Source organism: Rahnella sp. AA, from assembly GCF_002834385.1.
GTDB lineage: Bacteria > Pseudomonadota > Gammaproteobacteria > Enterobacterales > Enterobacteriaceae > Rahnella.
In genome coordinates this window covers 115,902-134,490 of sequence record NZ_PITQ01000002.1, presented here as the reverse complement: position 1 = coordinate 134,490, position 18,589 = coordinate 115,902, and the positions used below count along the sequence as shown (strand labels likewise).

Genomic DNA, 18,589 nt, shown 5'->3' with positions numbered 1-18,589 from the left:
CCTGTGCCAAAATAGCACCTCGCGCGGCGATGCCGCACAGAGATAACCCGGCAAAACGTTTTCAGGAACAAGGTTCAATTCATGCAGGATCGTAATTTTGACGATATGGCCGAAAAGTTTTCGCGCAATATCTACGGCACAACGAAAGGACGTATCCGTCAGGCCGTGCTGGGTCAGGATCTGCAGGAGTTGATGAAGACTTTGCCCCAGCGGCCTTTGCGCATTCTTGATGCAGGCGGTGGCGAAGGGCAAATGGCCTGCGAGCTGGCCGCTTTAGGACATAAGGTCTTGTTGTGCGATCTCTCCGGTGAGATGATCCGTCGCGCACAGGCCGCAGCGATTGAAAAAGGTGTGAGCGGCAACATGCAATTTGTACATTGTCCAGCACAGCACATCGCTGAACATTTGGAAGCGCCGGTTGATCTGATATTGTTTCACGCGGTCATTGAATGGCTTGCGGAACCCCGGGATGCACTGGCCGCACTGACCGATTGCCTGGTGCCGGGTGGCGCAATCTCGCTGATGTTTTACAATATCCACGGTCTTGTCATGCGGCACATGATCCTGGGAAATTTCGGCCATGTCGAAGCCGGTGTGCCAAAAATCAAAAAAAGCTCCCTGTTGCCCGATCATCCACTGGAACCTGCGCAGGTCTATCAGTGGCTGGAAGAGCTTGGGATGCAGATAAGCGGCAAGACCGGTGTTAGAGTGTTCCACGATTATTTGCGAAACAGACAACAACATAAACAGGATTTTGACGAGCTTCTGGCGCTGGAACAGCGTTATTGCCGGCAGGAACCTTTTGTTAGTTTGGGACGTTACATCCATGTGATGGCGCATAAACCCATTCTGAAGGACGAATTATGAGTGAATTTTCCCAGACTGTACCCGAACTGGTCGCCTGGGCGCGGAAAAATGATTTCTCAATTTCGCTGCCAACGGAGCGGCTGGCTTTTCTTCTGGCGATTGCCACGTTAAACAGTGAGCGTCTTGATGGGGAAATGAGTGAGGGTGAACTGGTCGATGCGTTCCGCCATGTCAGCAAAGGGTTTGAGCAGACCAACGAAACCATCACCGTTCGTGCCAATAACGCCATCAATGATATGGTGCGTCAGCGTCTGCTCAACCGGTTTGTCAGCGAACTGGCGGATGGCAACGCCATTTATCGCCTGACTCCGCTGGCCATCGGTATTTCTGATTATTACATCCGGCAGCGTGAATTCTCCACGTTGCGTTTGTCCATGCAGTTGTCGATCGTTGCCCAGGAACTGAAGCGCGCAGCTGATGCGGCCGAAGAGGGTGGCGACGATTTCCACTGGCATCGCAACGTCTACGCGCCGCTGAAGTATTCCGTTGCTGAGATTTTCGACAGTATTGACATGACTCAGCGGATTATGGACGAGCAGCAGCAGGGTGTGAAAGATGATATCGCGGCATTGCTCAATAAAGACTGGCGTGCGGCAATTTCCAGCTGTGAAATCCTTTTGTCAGAAACCTCGGGCACGCTGCGTGAATTGCAGGATACGCTGGAAGCCGCAGGTGACCTGTTGCAGGCGCATCTTATGCGCATTCAGGATGCCACGATGGTGGAAATGGATCTGAGCTTTGTCGATAAACTGGTGTTCGATTTACAAAACAAACTCGACCGGATTACCAGCTGGGGCCAGCAGGCGATTGACCTGTGGATTGGTTATGACCGGCATGTGCATAAATTTATCCGTACCGCGATCGACATGGATAAAAATCGCGTGTTTGCCCAGCGTCTGCGCCAGTCGGTACAAAATTACTTTGATCAGCCGTGGACGCTGACTTTTGCCAATGCGGATCGTCTGCTGGATATGCGTGATGAAGAACTGGCATTGCGCAGTGAAGAAGTCACCGGTGAACTCCCCCCTGATCTTGAGTTTGAAGAATTTAACGAAATCCGCGAACAACTTGCGGCATTGATTGAACAGGCATTACAGGTTTATCAACAACAGAAAACGCCGCTCAATCTGGGCATGGTAATGCGCGAATACCTCAAACAGTATCCGCGTGCCCGACATTTTGATGTCGCGCGAATTGTGGTCGACCAGGCTGTACGCCTTGGTGTGGCTGAAGCAGATTTTTCAGGGTTGCATGCCCAATGGCAGGCAATCAATGATTACGGAGCCAAGGTGCAGGCCCATGTCATCGACAAATATTGAACACATTATGCCAGCTAAGCTGGCGCAGGCACTGGCAAATTCAGTGTTTCCTGCCCTTGACAGTCAGCTGCGTTCTGGCCGCCATATCGGCATTGACGAACTGGATAACCATGCTTTCCTGATGGATTATCAGGAAGAAATGGAACTGTTTTACAGCCGCTATAGCGTGGAATTAATCAGGGCACCAGAAGGTTTCTTCTATTTACGTCCCCGTTCCACCACGCTCATTCCTCGTTCGGTTTTATCCGAGCTGGATATGATGGTCGGGAAAATTCTCTGCTATCTGTATCTCAGCCCGGAACGCCTGGCGCATGAGGGGATCTTCACGCAACAGGAACTTTACGATGAATTGCTGAGCCTGGCTGACGAAAACAAACTGCTGAAATATGTCAATCAGCGCTCAACGGGGTCGGATTTAGACCGTCAGAAATTACAGGATAAAGTCCGTACATCTTTGAACCGCCTGCGCCGCCTGGGCATGGTGTATTTCATGGGTGTCGACAGCAGCAAATTCCGTATCACCGAAGCGGTATTCCGTTTCGGTGCGGATGTCCGCAGCGGCGATGATGCCCGTGAAGCACAGTTACGGATGATCCGTGACGGCGAAGCGATGCCCGTTGACAGTGCGTTGTCACTGAATGACGAAAGCGAAGAGACCGAATTGCAGGCAGGGCAGCAAGGGCATGAGAGCGCAGAGGATGAACAGGAATGATTGAACGCGGTAAATTTCGCTCACTGACGCTGGTTAACTGGAACGGTTTTTTCGCCCGTACATTTGACCTCGATTCATTGGTCACCACGCTTTCCGGCGGTAACGGGGCGGGTAAGTCTACGACCATGGCTGCCTTCGTGACGGCGCTGATCCCCGATCTGACGTTGCTGCATTTTCGTAACACGACGGAAGCGGGGGCAACTTCCGGTTCACGTGACAAAGGTTTGCACGGGAAATTGCGTGCGGGCGTTTGCTACTCGGTGTTGGACGTTGTCAACTCGCGCCATCAGCGCATTGTGGTTGGCGTACGTCTGCAACAGGTAGCAGGCCGGGATCGTAAAGTTGACATCAAACCTTTCACCATTCAGGGCTTACCGGTTGCGGTGAATCCGACAGAAATGCTGACTGAAACGGTGGGTGAACGCCAGGCACGGGTCCTGTCTTTGCAGGAACTGAAAGATCGCGTCGAAGCCATGGAAGGTGTCCAGTTTAAGCAGTTCAACTCGATCACTGATTACCACGCGCTAATGTTCGATCTGGGGGTCATACCGCGTCGTTTACGTTCTGCATCTGACCGTAGCAAGTTCTACCGTTTGATTGAAGCATCGCTGTATGGCGGTATTTCGAGTGCGATCACCCGCTCCCTGCGCGACTATCTGTTGCCGGAAAACAGCGGTGTGCGCAAGGCCTTCCAGGATATGGAAGCGGCGCTGCGTGAAAACCGGATGACGCTTGAGGCCATCCGTGTAACGCAGTCTGATCGTGATTTGTTCAAACATCTGATTTCTGAGGCGACGTCTTACGTTGCCGCAGACTATATGCGCCACGCGAACGAACGGCGAATTCATCTCGATGGCGCGTTAGTGCTGCGTAATGACTTGCTCTCCAGCCGTAAACAATTGTCCGGCGAGCAATATCGCCACGTCGAAATGGCGCGTGAACTGGCTGAGCAGAGCGGCTCGCAAAGTGATCTGGAAACCGATTATCAGGCGGCCAGCGATCATCTCAGCCTGGTGCAGACAGCAATGCGTCAGCAGGAAAAAATCGAGCGTTACGAAGGTGATCTCGAAGAGCTGACATACCGTCTGGAAGAACAAAACGAAGTGGTGGCGGAAGCCAGCGAATTGCATGCTGAGCATGAAGCACGGGCTGAGGCGGCCGAACTGGAAGTGGATGAACTGAAAAGCCAGCTGGCAGATTATCAGCAGGCACTGGATGTTCAGCAAACCCGTGCGATTCAGTACCAGCAGGCATTGCAGGCGATTGAACGTGCACGCAATTTATGCCAAATCCCGGATCTGAGCACTCAGAACAGTGAGGAATGGCTGGAAACGTTCCAAAGTAAGGAACAGGAAGCGACTGAAATCCTGCTGATGCTCGAACAGAAGATGAGCGTGGCTTCAGCTGCGCACAGTCAGTTCGAAAATGCATATCAGCTGGTGGTGAAAATTGCCGGTGAAGTCAGCCGCAGTGAGGCCTGGCAGACGGCGCGTGAATTGCTGCGCGACTGGTCTTCTCAGCAACATCAGGCTGAGCGTGTCGAGCCTCTGCGCATGCGTTTGTCTGAGCTCGAAGGCCGCCTGCGTGAGCAACAGGATGCTGAACGTCAGTTGCAGGAATTCTGCAAACGTACAGGCCAGGATGTTCATCCGGAAGATTTGGACGAAATGCAGCGTGAGCTGGAAGTACAAATCGAAGAATTGCAGATTGTGGTATCGCAGGCCGGTGAACGTCGCATGGAAATGCGTCAGGAACTTGAGCAGGTGCAGTCGCGTATTCGTGAACTCACAGCTCGTGCACCGGTATGGCTGGCCGCACAGGAAGCCCTTAGCCAGTTAAGCGAACAGAGCAAAGAGCCGCTGGAAAACAGCCAGCAGGTCACCGAGTACATGCAGCAGTTGCTGGAAAGCGAACGTGAAACTACGGTTGAGCGTGACGAAGTCGCAGCCCGCAAACGCCGCATTGAAGGGCAGATCACCCGTCTGAGCCAGCCAAGTGGCGCAGAAGATCCTCGTATGATTGCGCTGGCTGAACGTTTCGGCGGTGTGCTGCTGTCTGAAATTTATGACGACGTCACCATCGATGATGCACCTTACTTCTCCGCTTTGTATGGCCCTTCACGTCACGCGATTGTTGTTCCTGATTTATCCCTTATCCGCGAGCAACTGGAAGGTCTGGACGATTGCCCTGAAGACCTCTATCTCATTGAAGGGGACCCGCAATCTTTCGATGACAACGTTTTCGAAGTTGACGAAATGGAAGGCGCGGTCCTGGTAAAAACGGGTGACCGTCAGTGGCGTTATTCTCACTTCCCGCAGGTGCCTCTTTTTGGCCGCGCTGCGCGTGAAAATCGTCTGGAAACCTTGCAAAAAGAACGTGAAAGTTTGTCTGAGCGTTACGCGACACTGTCGTTTGATGTGCAGAAAATTCAACGGGCACACCAGGCGTTCAGCCGTTTTATCGGCAGCCATCTGGCTGTCGCTTTTGACGCAGATCCTGAAGCGGAAATCCGTACCTTAAACGGGCGCCGTGGCGAACTGGAACGTGCTTTTAATGCACATGAAGGTCAGAATCAGCAGCAGCGCCAGCAATACGAGCAGTCGAAAGATGCGATTGGCATGCTCAACAAATTGCAACCGCGTGTGGGGTTGTTGTGTGATGAAACGCTGATTGATCGCGTTGAAGAAATCCGTGAAGAAATGGAAGAGGCGCAGGATTCTGCCCGCTTCATCCAGCAGCACGGCATTTCACTGGGCAAGCTGGAACCTCTGGCCTCAGTGCTGCAGAGCGATCCGGAGCAGCATGAGCAACTGAAAGAAGATTATGCTCAGGCCCAGCACGCTCAGCGTCTGGCCAAGCAGCAGGCTTTCGCCCTGACCGAAGTGGTGCAACGTCGTGCTCACTTCAGCTATACCGATTCTGCCGGCATGCTGAATGAAAATACCGATCTCAATGACAAGTTGCGTCAGCGCCTTGAGCATGCGGAAGCCGAGCGTACCCGCGCCCGTGAGCAGATGCGTCAGCATCAGGCTCAACTGACGCAATACAGTCAGGTTCTGGCTTCACTGAAAAGTTCGTTTGATGCCAAACGGGATATGCTTAAAGAGTTAGGGCAGGAGCTACAGGATATCGGCGTTAAGGCCGATCCTGATGCAGAAGCGCGTGCTAAAACTCGTCGTGACGAGTTGCATACCGCACTGAGCACTAACCGCGCCCGTTGTAACCAGCTGGAAAAACAGATCACTTTCTGCGAAGCGGAAATGGATAACCTGCAGAAGAAATTGCGCAAACTTGAGCGCGATTATCACCAGAGCCGTGAGCAGGTAGTCACGTCGAAGGCGGGCTGGTGTGCGGTAATGCGTCTGGTGAAAGACAACGGCGTTGAGCGCCGCCTGCACCGCCGTGAGCTGGCTTATATGGATGGCGACGAACTGCGCTCCATGTCGGATAAATCGCTTGGGGCGTTGCGCCTTGCGGTATCTGACAACGAGCATCTGCGCGATGTGCTGCGTCTTTCCGAAGATCCAAAACGGCCGGAACGTAAAATTCAGTTCTACATTGCGGTCTATCAGCATCTGCGCGAACGTATTCGTCAGGATATTATCCGCACTGATGATCCGGTTGAAGCCATTGAACAGATGGAAATCGAGCTCGGGCGTCTGACCGAAGAGCTGACTGCACGTGAACAACAGCTGGCCATCAGCTCGAAGAGTGTGGCGAATATTATTCGCAAGACGATTCAGCGCGAGCAAAACCGTATCCGCCAATTGAACCAGGGCCTGCAGGCTGTGGCCTTTGGTCAGGTGAAAAGCGTTCGTCTGAACGTGAACGTGCGTGAAGCCCACGCTGGTTTGCTGGATGTGCTCTCTGAGCAACAAGAACAGCATCAGGACTTGTTTAGCAGCAACCGCCTGACCTTCTCGGAAGCACTGGCGAAACTGTATCAGCGCCTGAATCCGCAAATCGATATGGGCCAGCGCACACCGCAAACCATTGGTGAGGAATTGCTCGATTACCGCAACTACCTTGAGATGGAAGTGGAGGTTAACCGCGGGTCTGACGGCTGGTTACGTGCAGAAAGTGGCGCGTTATCGACTGGTGAAGCGATCGGTACCGGTATGTCGATTCTGGTGATGGTCGTGCAGAGCTGGGAAGATGAATCGAGCCGTATGCGCGGAAAAGATATTTCACCGTGCCGTCTGTTATTCCTCGATGAAGCCGCCCGTCTGGATGCCAAATCTATCGCCACGCTGTTTGAGCTTTGCGACCGTTTGGAAATGCAGCTGATTATCGCTGCCCCGGAAAACATCAGCCCTGAAAAAGGGACGACCTATAAGCTGGTGCGTAAAGTGTTTGGTAACAACGAGCATGTTCACGTTGTTGGCCTGCGGGGTTTTGCACAAGACTTACCCGTTCTGGCAACTACGGACGCTGATGTTTCCTGATAATTTTTAAAGTGATTCTGAGCCCCGGTTTTTCCGGGGCCTGTTTCTGAGTCATTCTGCCCGGCTCTGCTTCGACACGACTTCTCTTAAACCCCTTCGTCACGGCATATATTTATTCACGCCAGAGATGCTTTTGAGCGAATCTATCGCCGTCCTAAATTAAAGATAAAGCTCCCCCAAAATCATTGGTTGAATTATGAGCTAATGCTCGGTTGCCGGAGGGAAAGTACGTAATGAAGTCTTTATTTCGGCTGACGGCTGGCTTAGAGTCTTTACGTTACACGCGGACTCTATTTCATTGAGTTCCTGCGCAAAAAAAGAATTCTCTTTATATACTTAATCCAAGAGCTGCTGGCTTAATTTTGGGGATGAAATTGGGCACTTTATCGGGAGGCAAGGGAAGATGTTAACGAATCAAAGGTCTCTCAAGTTTTTAGTCGCCAGCTGTCTGCTGGCGAGTGGCCTGTCGCCATGGTTTGCTGCCTGGGCCGCAATACCCTCCATGCCGGTAGGAAAAACAACGTTATCAAGCGTACAAAGTATGAGCCAGCTGCAGGCAGAATTACTGCCAAGAGGCATCAGGCCGCTTTACCTGCCGACGTTGTCCTCACTTTATGCCGCAAACCATATGCAGCCAATGTGGAAGGATCGGGAAACAGTCCAGATATTCCAACAACAACTGGCGGAACTGGCTATTTCGGGGATTCAGCCTCAGTTCACTCAATGGGTGAAATGGCTGACGGATCCGCAAGTCACGGGTATGGCCCGGGATGTTGTGCTGTCTGATGCGATGTTAGGTTATTTACAGTTTACCAGCAGCGTGGAGGCCAATGGGGATACCTGGCTGTACAGCAACACCCCGTATAAGATGACAACACCATCACTGACGGTGATCAATCAGTGGCAACTGGCCGTGCGTCAGGGAAATACCTCACATTATCTGTCGACTCTGGCACCGCAGCACCCCTATTATCCTAAAATGCATGAAGCGCTGAAAATGATGTTGGCGGATAACCATCCGTGGCCTGCCATGACTGGTTCAGCCAGCTTGCGCCCGGATCAAATCAGTGATGACATCCCGGCGTTACGGGAGATTCTGACCCGGACCGGTATGATGGTCGCAACGCCGCAGGAGAGCCAATCCCCGAAACCGACAGATGAAACCATTGCACCGAACACCCCGGGAAGTGCGGCAAATGACGATCTTTCCGTCGATGAAACCGCAGATAAAGCTCAGCCCGCAACACCTGCGGTAAGCCCTTCTGCGACGTCAGTACAGGACGTTCTGCCATCCGTTCAGTCCGCAGAGAACACCGCGCCAGCGGCGCCAGTTGCTGTTGCAAACAACCAGTACACGCCAGATTTGGTGGCTGCGGTGAAACGCTTTCAGAAATGGCAAGGGCTTGAGGCTGATGGCATTATCGGCGGGCGTACACGCCAGTGGCTAAATGCTTCTCCACAATTACGTGCCACCTTGCTGGCACTTAATATTCAGCGTTTGCGTATTCTGCCGGGCAATGTCAGCACCGGTATTATGGTGAACATTCCTAACTACCAGCTTACCTACTACCTCAATGGCAGCGAAGTATTGTCGTCACGGGTGATCGTCGGGCGCCCAAGCAGAAAAACGCCATTAATGAGCAGTGCGCTTAATAACGTGGTGGTGAATCCACCGTGGAATGTGCCCACGACGCTGGTACGTGAAGACATCATGCCTAAGGCCATGAACAATCCGACTTACTTCCAGCAACATGGTTATCAGGTGTTGTCAGGATGGAGTAATGATGCCGAGGTGATCGACCCGACGATGATTGACTGGGCAATGGTTTCACCGAGCCATTTCCCGTATCGCATCCGCCAGGCACCGGGAGCGAACAACTCTCTGGGGCGTTATAAATTTAATATGCCAAGTTCTGATGCTATTTATCTGCACGACACGCCGAACCACAATCTTTTTAGTAAAGATATTCGTGCGTTGAGTTCAGGCTGTGTGAGGGTGAATAAAGCTTCCGAGCTGGCGAATATGCTGTTGCAGGATGCGGGCTGGAATGACACGCGCATTTCTACTGCGCTGCAGGGGGGCAATACGACCTATGTGGCGATACGCCATCATATACCGGTAAAACTGTTTTATCTGACGGCGTGGGTTGCCGATGATGGTAAGCCGCAATTCCGTACAGATATTTACAATTATGATGCAACCGTGAGATCGGGTGCACAAATTTTGCCTCAGGCAGAAAAATTGCTTCAATAAATGCAGTAAAACTAATCTGATAAGGGTCAAAGGTTTTGTCTGTAAAACGAGCGTGAGCTACTGGCACGCTCGTTTTGCTTATTTGGGTCCCTTGACTCGCAGAAATTTGGCGGTTATGGTTCAAAACGGTTCAGATCGGGACCTATTTTTGACTCTCTTACCGGATAGTAAACTGTTCATGAATGAAATCGACAAACATCGCCGTAAATGGCTGGCATTAAGCAGTGCCGCTATGGGGATTGCATTGCTTCCAGGTCGTGTATTCGCCACTCTTTCCACACCTCGTCCGCGTATTTTAGTGGTTAATAATATAAATACCGGCGAAACCCTCAAAACCGAGTTTTTTGATGGAAAGCGTTATAACAAGGATGAGTTGGCCCGGTTGAATCATCTGTTCAGGGACTATCGCGCGGAAAAGGTAAAATCTATCGATCCCGCGTTATTCGATCATCTCTATCGTCTGCAGGTGATGCTCGGTGGCGTGAACAGACCGGTTCAGCTTATTTCCGGCTACCGTTCTCTGGCGACCAATAACAGCATGCGTGAACCGGGAAGTGGTGTAGCAAAACACAGTTACCACACGCTTGGGCAGGCCATGGATTTCCATATCCAGGGCATCGAACTGAGCAATATCCGCAAAGCAGCATTAAAAATGCGGATGGGTGGTGTAGGATATTATCCACGAAGTAACTTTGTGCACATCGATACCGGGCCGGCACGGACCTGGTAATGTGCGTAATTAATGGCCTGCCTGAATGTGCAGGCCATTTTGTGGAGCCCTATGAAAATCCATCTTATTACCGTCACGGCGTTCAGCCAGAATTGTTCACTGATCTGGTGTGCTAAAACCAATCAGGCCGCGCTTGTCGATCCGGGCGGTGAAGCAGAAAAAATCATTCACGAAGTTTCCGCTAAAGGCGTGCTGGTTACGCAAATTTTGCTGACTCACGGACACCTTGATCATGTTGGCGCGGCTGCACAACTGGCAGAACATTATCAGGTGCCTGTTATCGGGCCACAAAAAGAAGATCAGTTCCTGCTCGATGCACTGCCAACACAAAGCCAGATGTTTGGCCTTGATCATTGCGACCCTCTGACACCAGACACCTGGTTGGAGGAAGGGGATGTTGTGAGCGTCGGTGAGGAAACCTTGTCAGTATTGCATTGTCCAGGCCATACGCCGGGGCATATTGTCTTCATCAATGACAAAGCACGCATTGCCGTTTCCGGTGATGTGATTTTCAAAGGTGGCGTAGGGCGCAGTGATTTCCCACGTGGTGATCATCAGGCGCTGATTCATTCCATTAAAACGAAATTATTGCCGCTGGGCGATGATATCGTATTCATTCCCGGTCATGGCCCGATGTCTGATTTTGGCTATGAGCGTAAAACAAATCCCTTCCTGCAGGATGAAATGCCGGTCTGGTAAATATTTTTTCGGCTGCCAGAATACAAAAAGCCCGTCAGTCTCCTGACGGGCTTTTTAATGGAATTTAGAACTGAGAATTCTTACAGCACGGCGACGATGGCTTCGCACAACGGTGCCATGTTTTCCAGCGTGATACCCGCAACGTTGATACGACCAGAGTTCACCGCATAGACGCCGAATTCATCACGCAGACGCAGTACCTGATCTTTGGTCAGGCCGCTGAACGAGAACATTCCGTTCTGATTAATAATGAAGCTGAAATCCTGCTGCGCGCCTTTTTCCTGCAACGTGCTGACGAACAGCTGACGCATGCGGTGAATACGCTGACGCATATCGCTCAGTTCCTGCTCCCACAGTGTGCGCAGAGTTTCATTGCCCAGAATGGTGGCAACAACGGCCGCACCGTGTGACGGCGGGTTGGAATAGTTTGCACGGATAACCGATTTCACCTGGCTAAATGCGCGGTCCGCCGTTTCGGCATCTGCGGTCACTAATGTACAGGCACCCACACGTTCGTTATATAACCCGAAGTTTTTCGAGTAAGAGCTGGCGACCAGCAACTCTTTATGTTTTTCCACGAAAAGACGCAAGCCGGCGGCATCTTCTTCCAGGCCTTTTGCAAAACCCTGATAGGCGAAATCAAACAGTGGCAGCCAGCCCTTGCTGACAGACATCTCTGCCAGCTGTGCCCACTGTTCTTGTGTCGGATCAATCCCCGTCGGGTTGTGGCAGCAGCCGTGGAATAGCACCACATCGCCAGCTTGTGCTGCGTTCAGGCTTTCCAGCATGCCATCGAAGTCCAGGCTGTGGTTTGCTGCGTCATAATAATTGTATTCGGCAACGTCCAGGCCGGAAGCCGAGAACACACCTTTGTGGTTTGGCCAGCTAGGATTGCTCACCCAGACACGTTTAGCGGTAGTTTGTGTGGCAATAAAATCAGCGGCGATGCGCAGGGCACCCGTGCCGCCCGGGGTTTGCGCAGTGCGGGCACGTTTATCAGCAATCACCGTGCTGTTTTTACCAAACAGCAGTTCTTGCGTGCAATGTGCAAAATCAGGTAACCCGTCGATACTCAGGTAGGTTTTTGTTATTTCATTTTCCAACAGGAACTGTTCGGCTTTTTTCACGCTGGCCAGAACCGGTGTTTTACCCGTTTCGTCTTTATAAACGCCAATCCCCAGATTGATTTTATTCGAGCGATCGTCAGCGCGGAAAAGATCGGTAAGACCCAGAATAGGGTCGGCAGGTGCTGCAGTGATTTTTTCAAACATGTCGGAAACTTCCATAACCTGATATTGCGAAAGAGGGCATCAGGGTAACGCCAGCGCCCTCATTTGCCAACCGTTTGCGGCAAAAAGAAAACAGAGTTGTGAGAAGGCGTGGGAGATTAAAATATTTTATGGGAGAGGGTGGAAAAGATTATTTTTTGAAATATATAAATGCAAAAGGCAGAGCCGAAGCTCTGCCTTGATATCCACTTTGACACGCCCGTAAGCGTGTCGTTAAGCGATATTAGAACTGGTATTGCAGGCCAACACCAACGGTGTCGTCGGTAGAAACACCAGCTGCGCGGGTGTAGTTGTTGTCATCCAACAGGTTGATTTTGTAGTCAACATAGGTAGACATGTTTTTGTTGAAGTAGTAGTAAGTACCAACTTCGACGTATTTAACCAAGTCAGCATCGCCACCAGCGTAGCCGGTACCCACTGCGTTCAGGTCTTTACCTTTAGACTGCAGGTAAGCAACAGATGGGCGCAGACCGAAATCGAATTGGTATTGAGCTACGATTTCAATGTTCTGAGTTTTGTTAGCAACCTGGCCATCGCCATATCCGGTAGTGTTACGGGTTTCACCGTACATTGCAGCCAGATACACATTGTTAGCATCGTATTTTGCACCGAATGCATACGCGTCAGCTTTATCGCCGTTACCATCTTCTTTCTGAGTGGTAGTACGATTTGATGAGGAGTAGGCGCCAGTTACGCTAACACCAGCACCGATGTCATAAGCTGCAGAAGTACCCCAGCCGTCACCGTTTTGTTTGGAAACATCACGGCTATCGTTCTCGTTTTTGCCCTGGTACTGAACGGCGAAGCTCAGGCCATCAACCAGACCGAAGAAGTTGCTGTTACGGTAAGTTGCCAGGCCGTTTGAACGACCAGTCATGAAGTTATCGTTACCGTAGAAGGTATCATCACCGAATACTGGCAATTGGTCAGTGTATGACTCAACGTCGTACAGAACGCCGTAGTTACGACCGTAGTCGAAAGAACCAGCATCGCCAAATTTCAGACCTGCGAAGCCCAGACGAGTTTTGTTACCTTCATCGCCGCCATGGCTCACGCCTTTGCTGTCGAGGTTAGTGCCTTCAGCATGGTTAGCTTGAACGTTGTATTCCCACTGGCCGTAACCGGTCAGTTGGTCAGTAATTTTGGTTTCGCCTTTGAAGCCGAAACGAACGTAAGTCTGATCACCATCATCGCCAGTGTTATCAGAGAATTGGTGACGTGCGTCAACTTTACCGTACAGATCCAGTTTGTTGCCGTCTTTGTTATAAACTTCTGCAGCATTAGCCGCGCCAGCAGCTAACAGAGCAGGGATTACCACTGCAAGAATATTGCGCTTCATCATTATTATTACCCTCATTGGTTTTATATGGACACCTGCCACTGCCTTAAATAATTCCTTACGGAACTATTTATGAGAGTTTGGTGTCTCCTGTGTCTGAAGGCACTATTCCATCCGTGATGAGCTTAATCCATAGCGAAAATGCTACTAAATTACTAAATATGTTTCATATGGAAAAAATGTATTACAAAATGTAATTTTTACGGAACTTTGTGACAGGGATCTATCTTTGAAAATGACTAAGGCCAGCGAAGCTGGCCTTAGTTTTGTAACGATTCTGTTAATTAAAAATAGTTTAATTAATTAGAAGGTTGCATTACGTGGTGTGCGGGGGAACGGGATGACATCACGTACGTTTTGAACGCCGGTCACATAGGCGACTAAACGTTCAAAGCCTAAACCGAAGCCTGAATGTGGCACTGTGCCGTAACGACGAAGATCGCGATACCACCAATAATCTTCTTTATTAAGTCCCATTTCAGCCATACGTGCGTCCAATACATCCAGACGTTCTTCACGCTGAGAGCCCCCGATGATTTCGCCTATACCCGGTGCCAGAACATCCATTGCAGCGACGGTTTTGCCATCTTCATTCATGCGCATGTAGAAGGCTTTGATATCTTTAGGGTAGTTTTTAACCACAACCGGCGCTTTGAAATGCTGTTCTGCCAGGTAACGTTCGTGCTCAGAAGAGAGATCGACACCCCAGGAAACCGGGTTTTCGAATTTCTGATCACAATTCATTAATATTTCTACTGCGTCGGTATAATCCACCTGTGCGAAATCCGATGTTACAAATCGCTCAAGGCGTGCAACAGCATCTTTGTCTACGCGATCGGCAAAAAAGGCCATATCGTCTGCACGTTCGTCTAAAACGGCTTTGAAAACATATTTCAACATGCTTTCAGCCAGTGAGGCGATATCATCAAGCGTTGCAAAAGCGACTTCCGGTTCAACCATCCAGAACTCAGCCAGATGGCGGCTGGTGTTGGAGTTTTCCGCACGGAAGGTTGGGCCGAAGGTATAAACTTTAGATAACGCACACGCATAGGTTTCGCCGTTAAGCTGACCAGATACAGTAAGGAAAGCTTCTTTGCCGAAGAAATCTTCGCTAAAGTCGATCTCGCCTTTATCAGTGCGTGGCAGGTTTTGCAGATCCAGTGTCGAAACACGGAACATCTCGCCGGCACCTTCGGTATCGGATGCCGTGATGAGCGGAGTCGATACCCAGAAATAACCATTTTCATGGTAGAAACGGTGAATTGCCTGAGAAAGGGTATTACGCACACGGGCAACTGCGCCGATCAGGTTGGTGCGGGGGCGCAGGTGAGCCACTTCACGCAGGTACTCGATGCTATGGCGTTTAGCCGCCATTGGGTAGGTATCCGGATCATCCACCCAGCCAACAACTTTCACCGCCGTTGCCTGCAACTCGAAACTCTGGCCTTCGCCAGGGGAGGCAACGACAGTCCCAGTGACTTCCACAGAGCAGCCTGTCGTCAGGCGCAGAACGTCTTCCTGATAATTGGGCAGAGAATTATTGATGACGGCCTGTAAAGGATTAAAGCAGGAGCCGTCATAAACGGCGACGAATGAGATACCAGCTTTAGAATCTCTCCGGGTACGTACCCAACCGCGTACGGTGACTTCACTGTCAACCGCAGCACGGCCTTGCAGTACGTCGACTACAGGCACAACGCTCATAGATTTCTCTCTTTCTTTATATATGTTGACTAAGAAATATTGGACACCCTGTAAATAGGGATTTTGCTATGTTACTTAGCCTTTCTCAGGACACAAGCAGAAATCATCGTCGGCAGATAAGAATTGTAGGGCAAATGAAAGGAAAGACGGGAAACAGGGAAAGAATGAATAAAAGCCAAGCACAATTAAATGGCAACTCTATAAAGGAAAGAGAAAAACGAAAGCGCCAGAGTGTACTTCCGGCGCTTTGGTGCCTGTCAGGAGGCTTTTTTGACCAGAGGAAGATCGAAGGCCTTACGCAGCGCTTTGACAAATGCCTTGTCCTGACAGATGGTTTTGCCCGGGCTGTCAGACAGTTTTGCTACCGGCTTGCCATTGCACTGAACCAATTTAATCACGATATTCAGCGGTTTGACGTCCGGGATATTACAGGTCAGACGCGTCCCGATACCAAAGACCAGATTTACCCGCTGATGGAAGTGCCGGTATAAATGCAGCGCTTTATCCAGATCAAGATTGTCTGAAAACACCAGTGTTTTGGTCATCGGGTCAATACCGAGCGCCTGATAATGTGCGATCGCTTTTTCACCCCATTCAACCGGATCCCCGGAATCGTGACGTAATCCCTGATAGGCATTGGCGAATTTCGTTCCGAAGTCACGCAGGAAGGCATCCATCGTGATGCAATCGGTGAGGGCAATGCCCAGTTGATCCGGATATTCATCCAGCCAGGCCTGCAGTGCGGCGCGCTGGCTGTTCGCCAGAACCGGGCTGATTTGCTGATGTGCCTGGAACCATTCGTGAGCCTGCGTGCCAACCGGCGTCAGCTGCAATTTGTGGGCTAAATCGTAGTTACTGGTGCCGACCAGATACGGGAACTCATTTTTCAGCGTGGTGACAATCGCTTCCTGAACTTCACCGGAGAAACGGCGACGCGTGCCGAAATCCATCAGACGGAAACCTGAAAGGTCAATATCAACAGCCTGTGCTTTGAAACTGGCGAGGTTCCTGCGAAGCTGATCGACGGCCATTTGTGCTGTTGCCTGCGGTGAACGCTGGCGATGAACCACTTCACTGATGACCGCCAGCAGCGGTACTTCCCACATAATCACTTCGCGCCACGGGCCTTCAATGCGGACGTGCAAATGCCCGTTGCGATCGGAGACGGCGACATGTTCAGGATTGTAGCGGAACGTTTTTAGCCAGTTCAGATAATCCGGCGTGAAGAAGGGCAGCCCGGAAAGGTAAGTGAATTCATCGTCGGTCAGCGCCAGGTGACTCATCATCTGGATTTGCTGACGAATTTCGCTGGCGTATTCGCCCAACAGTTCATCACCACGGCAACGGAACTCGGCCACGACGCTAATATTGCGATAGCGATGGTAGACCGCTTGCTGCATGTGGAGCTTGTAGGCATCGGTATCTAACAGCGAAGTCAAAATCGGGGAGGCGTATGGAGTCATAGCGCGTTTACAGCATCCTCGTCAGAAACTGAGTGTTTGAACACAAACAACCGTTCCGTAAAAAAAACGTTCTGGATAAAACAGCAAAGTCTGTGAAGTATACCGTAATATCCTGTCAAAGAACCCTCATCACACCATAATTGTCTGCCGGTGGTCGAGGCTTAAATGTGCTCAAAGGCAGGCCGCATGCGGGAACATGGGACTTTCCAAAAAAAATACAGCACAAAATGATTACACAAATTTAATTAACCTGACACCCGTTAAGGACAAAACCGGGGCATTTAGCCCCGGTTCAGGTCAGTTTCTTTCACAGAAACTGTTCATGATAATAAACGATCAGATGTTTTCCAGATTGATCCCGCGCGTCTTAGGGCCAAAAATCCCGATCACCAGCATGACGATCAGCATACTCACCACGATGAAGGCAATTACGCCCTGCGTGCCGGCGTACTGAAGGATCATACCAATCAGGATGCTGCTGAAAACAGTAGACAAACGGCTGAAGGAATAACAGAAACCTACCGCACGGGCGCGGATGTGTGTCGGAAATACCTCGGTCTGATACGCGTGATAGCTGAATGTCAGCCACGCGTTGGAATAGGTGATCAGGAAGCCACAAATGACCAGCATGACCGGATGGGTCTGAAACGCGAAGAGGGTGCCGAAAACCACGGTCATCAGGGAAGAAAGGACGATTTGCCATTTGTTTTCGATCTTGTCGGCATAACGGCTGCAAATCAGTGAACCCAGCGGATACGCCAGCGTAATAAAGAAGGCGTACAGCAAACTGTGGGTCACGGTGGTGCCTTTGCCGGAAAGCAGGGCGGGCAGCCAGTTGCCAAAACCAAAGAAACCGATGGCCTGGAAGAAGTTCATTACCGTCAGCATCAGCGTGCGTTTCCGGTATTGAGCTGACCAGATTTCCCTGAACGTGCCTTTGCGCGGTAATGCGCTGGTCTGTTCAGGCGCGACATACGCCGGGCTTTCAGCCACGCCGCAGCGTTTTTCCATCGCCGATACGACATTGTGCGCTTCTTCGTTTCTTCCCTGTTGTGCCAGCCACCGGGCGGATTCAGGCAGGTTTTTACGCACAAACCAGATAATCAGCGAGCACAATGCCCCGGCAATGACCACATAACGCCAGCCGGTGAGGCCGAAAAAGGTCTGCGGAACCAGCCACCAGGACATCAGGGCAACAGCCGGAACCGAGAGGAACTGTATAAAAAACGCGAATGCAAAGGCGCGGCTTCGCAGATGGCTGGGAACCCATTCGGTCAGATAGGTATCAATCGTGACCAGTTCCAGGCCGAGGCCGATACCCACCAGAAAGCGGCAAAGAATGATCCCCTCCGCGCTGTTCTGGAACGCCATCAACAATGAAAAACAGCCGTACCACGCCAGCGCAAACATAAATGTCATGCGGCGGCCAAACCGGTCAGCGTTGGGTGCCAGCAGGCTTGCGCCGAAAAAAAGGCCCAAAAATGTCGAAGATGCGAAGGCGGCCTGATCGGAAATACCGAAAACACCGGCGCTGCCAATATGAAATATGTTTTCCGCGATCAAACCAGAACTAATGTATCCCGTCTGGAAAAGGTCGTAGAGTTCGAAGAATCCACCCAGCGAGAGCAAAATAATAAAACGCCATAGCCCGGCGGAAGCGGGGAGTGCGTCAATTCTGGCTGATAATGTATTGTTATGTAATGGTTTTTGTTTTTCCATCCCCAGTTCTGGGGCGCAGGTGTGACTCATCTTATTATTAGCCTCAGTG

Annotated in this window: 12 protein-coding genes; 7 read left to right on the top strand and 5 right to left on the bottom strand. The window is 50.9% G+C overall.

All coding sequences use genetic code 11. From position 1 onward, the window contains the following. Positions 1-81 precede the first annotated feature (81 nt). The 7 genes from cmoM (at position 82) to CWS43_RS05440 (ending at position 11,026) form a co-directional block, all read left to right on the top strand. Positions 82-867 (top strand): tRNA uridine 5-oxyacetic acid(34) methyltransferase CmoM, encoded by a 786-nt coding sequence (gene cmoM, locus CWS43_RS05470; protein ID WP_101075918.1) that lies wholly within the window; start codon positions 82-84, stop codon positions 865-867. Beyond that, on the top strand, positions 864-2,186 hold the full coding sequence (gene mukF, locus CWS43_RS05465) for a chromosome partition protein MukF (RefSeq protein ID WP_101075917.1): 1,323 nt from the start codon (positions 864-866) through the stop codon (positions 2,184-2,186). Before cmoM ends, mukF begins: the two co-directional genes overlap by 4 nt. Further along, a complete protein-coding gene (mukE, locus tag CWS43_RS05460) occupies positions 2,167-2,898 on the top strand; it encodes a chromosome partition protein MukE (protein WP_101075916.1) in 732 nt (243 codons plus the stop codon). Before mukF ends, mukE begins: the two co-directional genes overlap by 20 nt. Continuing rightward, positions 2,895-7,343 (top strand): chromosome partition protein MukB, encoded by a 4,449-nt coding sequence (gene mukB / locus CWS43_RS05455; protein ID WP_101075915.1) that lies wholly within the window; start codon positions 2,895-2,897, stop codon positions 7,341-7,343. Before mukE ends, mukB begins: the two co-directional genes overlap by 4 nt. A 403-nt stretch (positions 7,344-7,746) precedes the next feature. After that, on the top strand, positions 7,747-9,597 hold the full coding sequence (gene ldtD, locus CWS43_RS05450) for a L,D-transpeptidase (protein ID WP_101075914.1): 1,851 nt from the start codon (positions 7,747-7,749) through the stop codon (positions 9,595-9,597). 178 nt (positions 9,598-9,775) lie between these two features. After that, positions 9,776-10,327: a YcbK family protein gene (locus tag CWS43_RS05445; RefSeq protein ID WP_101075913.1), complete on the top strand. Its 552-nt coding sequence runs from the start codon at positions 9,776-9,778 to the stop codon at positions 10,325-10,327. A gap of 51 nt (positions 10,328-10,378) precedes the next feature. Then, complete coding sequence (locus CWS43_RS05440; RefSeq protein ID WP_101076453.1) at positions 10,379-11,026, top strand: MBL fold metallo-hydrolase; 648 nt, start codon at positions 10,379-10,381, stop codon at positions 11,024-11,026. Between the two features lie 80 nt (positions 11,027-11,106). Here CWS43_RS05440 and CWS43_RS05435 read toward each other — a convergent pair whose 3' ends face one another. From CWS43_RS05435 to CWS43_RS05415, 5 genes are all read right to left on the bottom strand, one after another. Then, positions 11,107-12,297 carry an amino acid aminotransferase gene (locus CWS43_RS05435; protein ID WP_101075912.1) on the bottom strand — a complete coding sequence of 397 codons (1,191 nt, stop codon included), beginning with the start codon at positions 12,295-12,297 and terminating at the stop codon, positions 11,107-11,109. 241 nt (positions 12,298-12,538) lie between these two features. Continuing rightward, positions 12,539-13,657: a porin OmpC gene (gene ompC / locus CWS43_RS05430; protein ID WP_101075911.1), complete on the bottom strand. Its 1,119-nt coding sequence runs from the start codon at positions 13,655-13,657 to the stop codon at positions 12,539-12,541. A gap of 300 nt (positions 13,658-13,957) precedes the next feature. Then, positions 13,958-15,358, bottom strand: a complete 1,401-nt coding sequence (gene asnS / locus CWS43_RS05425; RefSeq protein ID WP_101075910.1) for an asparagine--tRNA ligase — start codon at positions 15,356-15,358, stop codon at positions 13,958-13,960. 257 nt (positions 15,359-15,615) lie between these two features. Further along, positions 15,616-16,821 (bottom strand): nicotinate phosphoribosyltransferase, encoded by a 1,206-nt coding sequence (gene pncB / locus CWS43_RS05420; protein WP_101075909.1) that lies wholly within the window; start codon positions 16,819-16,821, stop codon positions 15,616-15,618. A gap of 336 nt (positions 16,822-17,157) precedes the next feature. Next, complete coding sequence (locus CWS43_RS05415) at positions 17,158-18,540, bottom strand: MFS transporter (RefSeq protein ID WP_101075908.1); 1,383 nt, start codon at positions 18,538-18,540, stop codon at positions 17,158-17,160. Positions 18,541-18,589 lie beyond the last annotated feature (49 nt).

Coding starts and splice junctions, on each gene's coding strand:
- asnS (WP_101075910.1), bottom strand. CDS start 15,358: ATGAGCGTTGTGCCTGTAGTCGACGTACTGCAAGGCCGTGCTGCGGTT.
- CWS43_RS05445 (WP_101075913.1), top strand. CDS start 9,776: ATGAATGAAATCGACAAACATCGCCGTAAATGGCTGGCATTAAGCAGT.
- ompC (WP_101075911.1), bottom strand. CDS start 13,657: ATGATGAAGCGCAATATTCTTGCAGTGGTAATCCCTGCTCTGTTAGCT.
- mukE (WP_101075916.1), top strand. CDS start 2,167: ATGTCATCGACAAATATTGAACACATTATGCCAGCTAAGCTGGCGCAG.
- CWS43_RS05435 (WP_101075912.1), bottom strand. CDS start 12,297: ATGTTTGAAAAAATCACTGCAGCACCTGCCGACCCTATTCTGGGTCTT.
- cmoM (WP_101075918.1), top strand. CDS start 82: ATGCAGGATCGTAATTTTGACGATATGGCCGAAAAGTTTTCGCGCAAT.
- mukF (WP_101075917.1), top strand. CDS start 864: ATGAGTGAATTTTCCCAGACTGTACCCGAACTGGTCGCCTGGGCGCGG.
- CWS43_RS05440 (WP_101076453.1), top strand. CDS start 10,379: ATGAAAATCCATCTTATTACCGTCACGGCGTTCAGCCAGAATTGTTCA.
- ldtD (WP_101075914.1), top strand. CDS start 7,747: ATGTTAACGAATCAAAGGTCTCTCAAGTTTTTAGTCGCCAGCTGTCTG.
- CWS43_RS05415 (WP_101075908.1), bottom strand. CDS start 18,540: ATGGAAAAACAAAAACCATTACATAACAATACATTATCAGCCAGAATT.
- mukB (WP_101075915.1), top strand. CDS start 2,895: ATGATTGAACGCGGTAAATTTCGCTCACTGACGCTGGTTAACTGGAAC.
- pncB (WP_101075909.1), bottom strand. CDS start 16,821: ATGACTCCATACGCCTCCCCGATTTTGACTTCGCTGTTAGATACCGAT.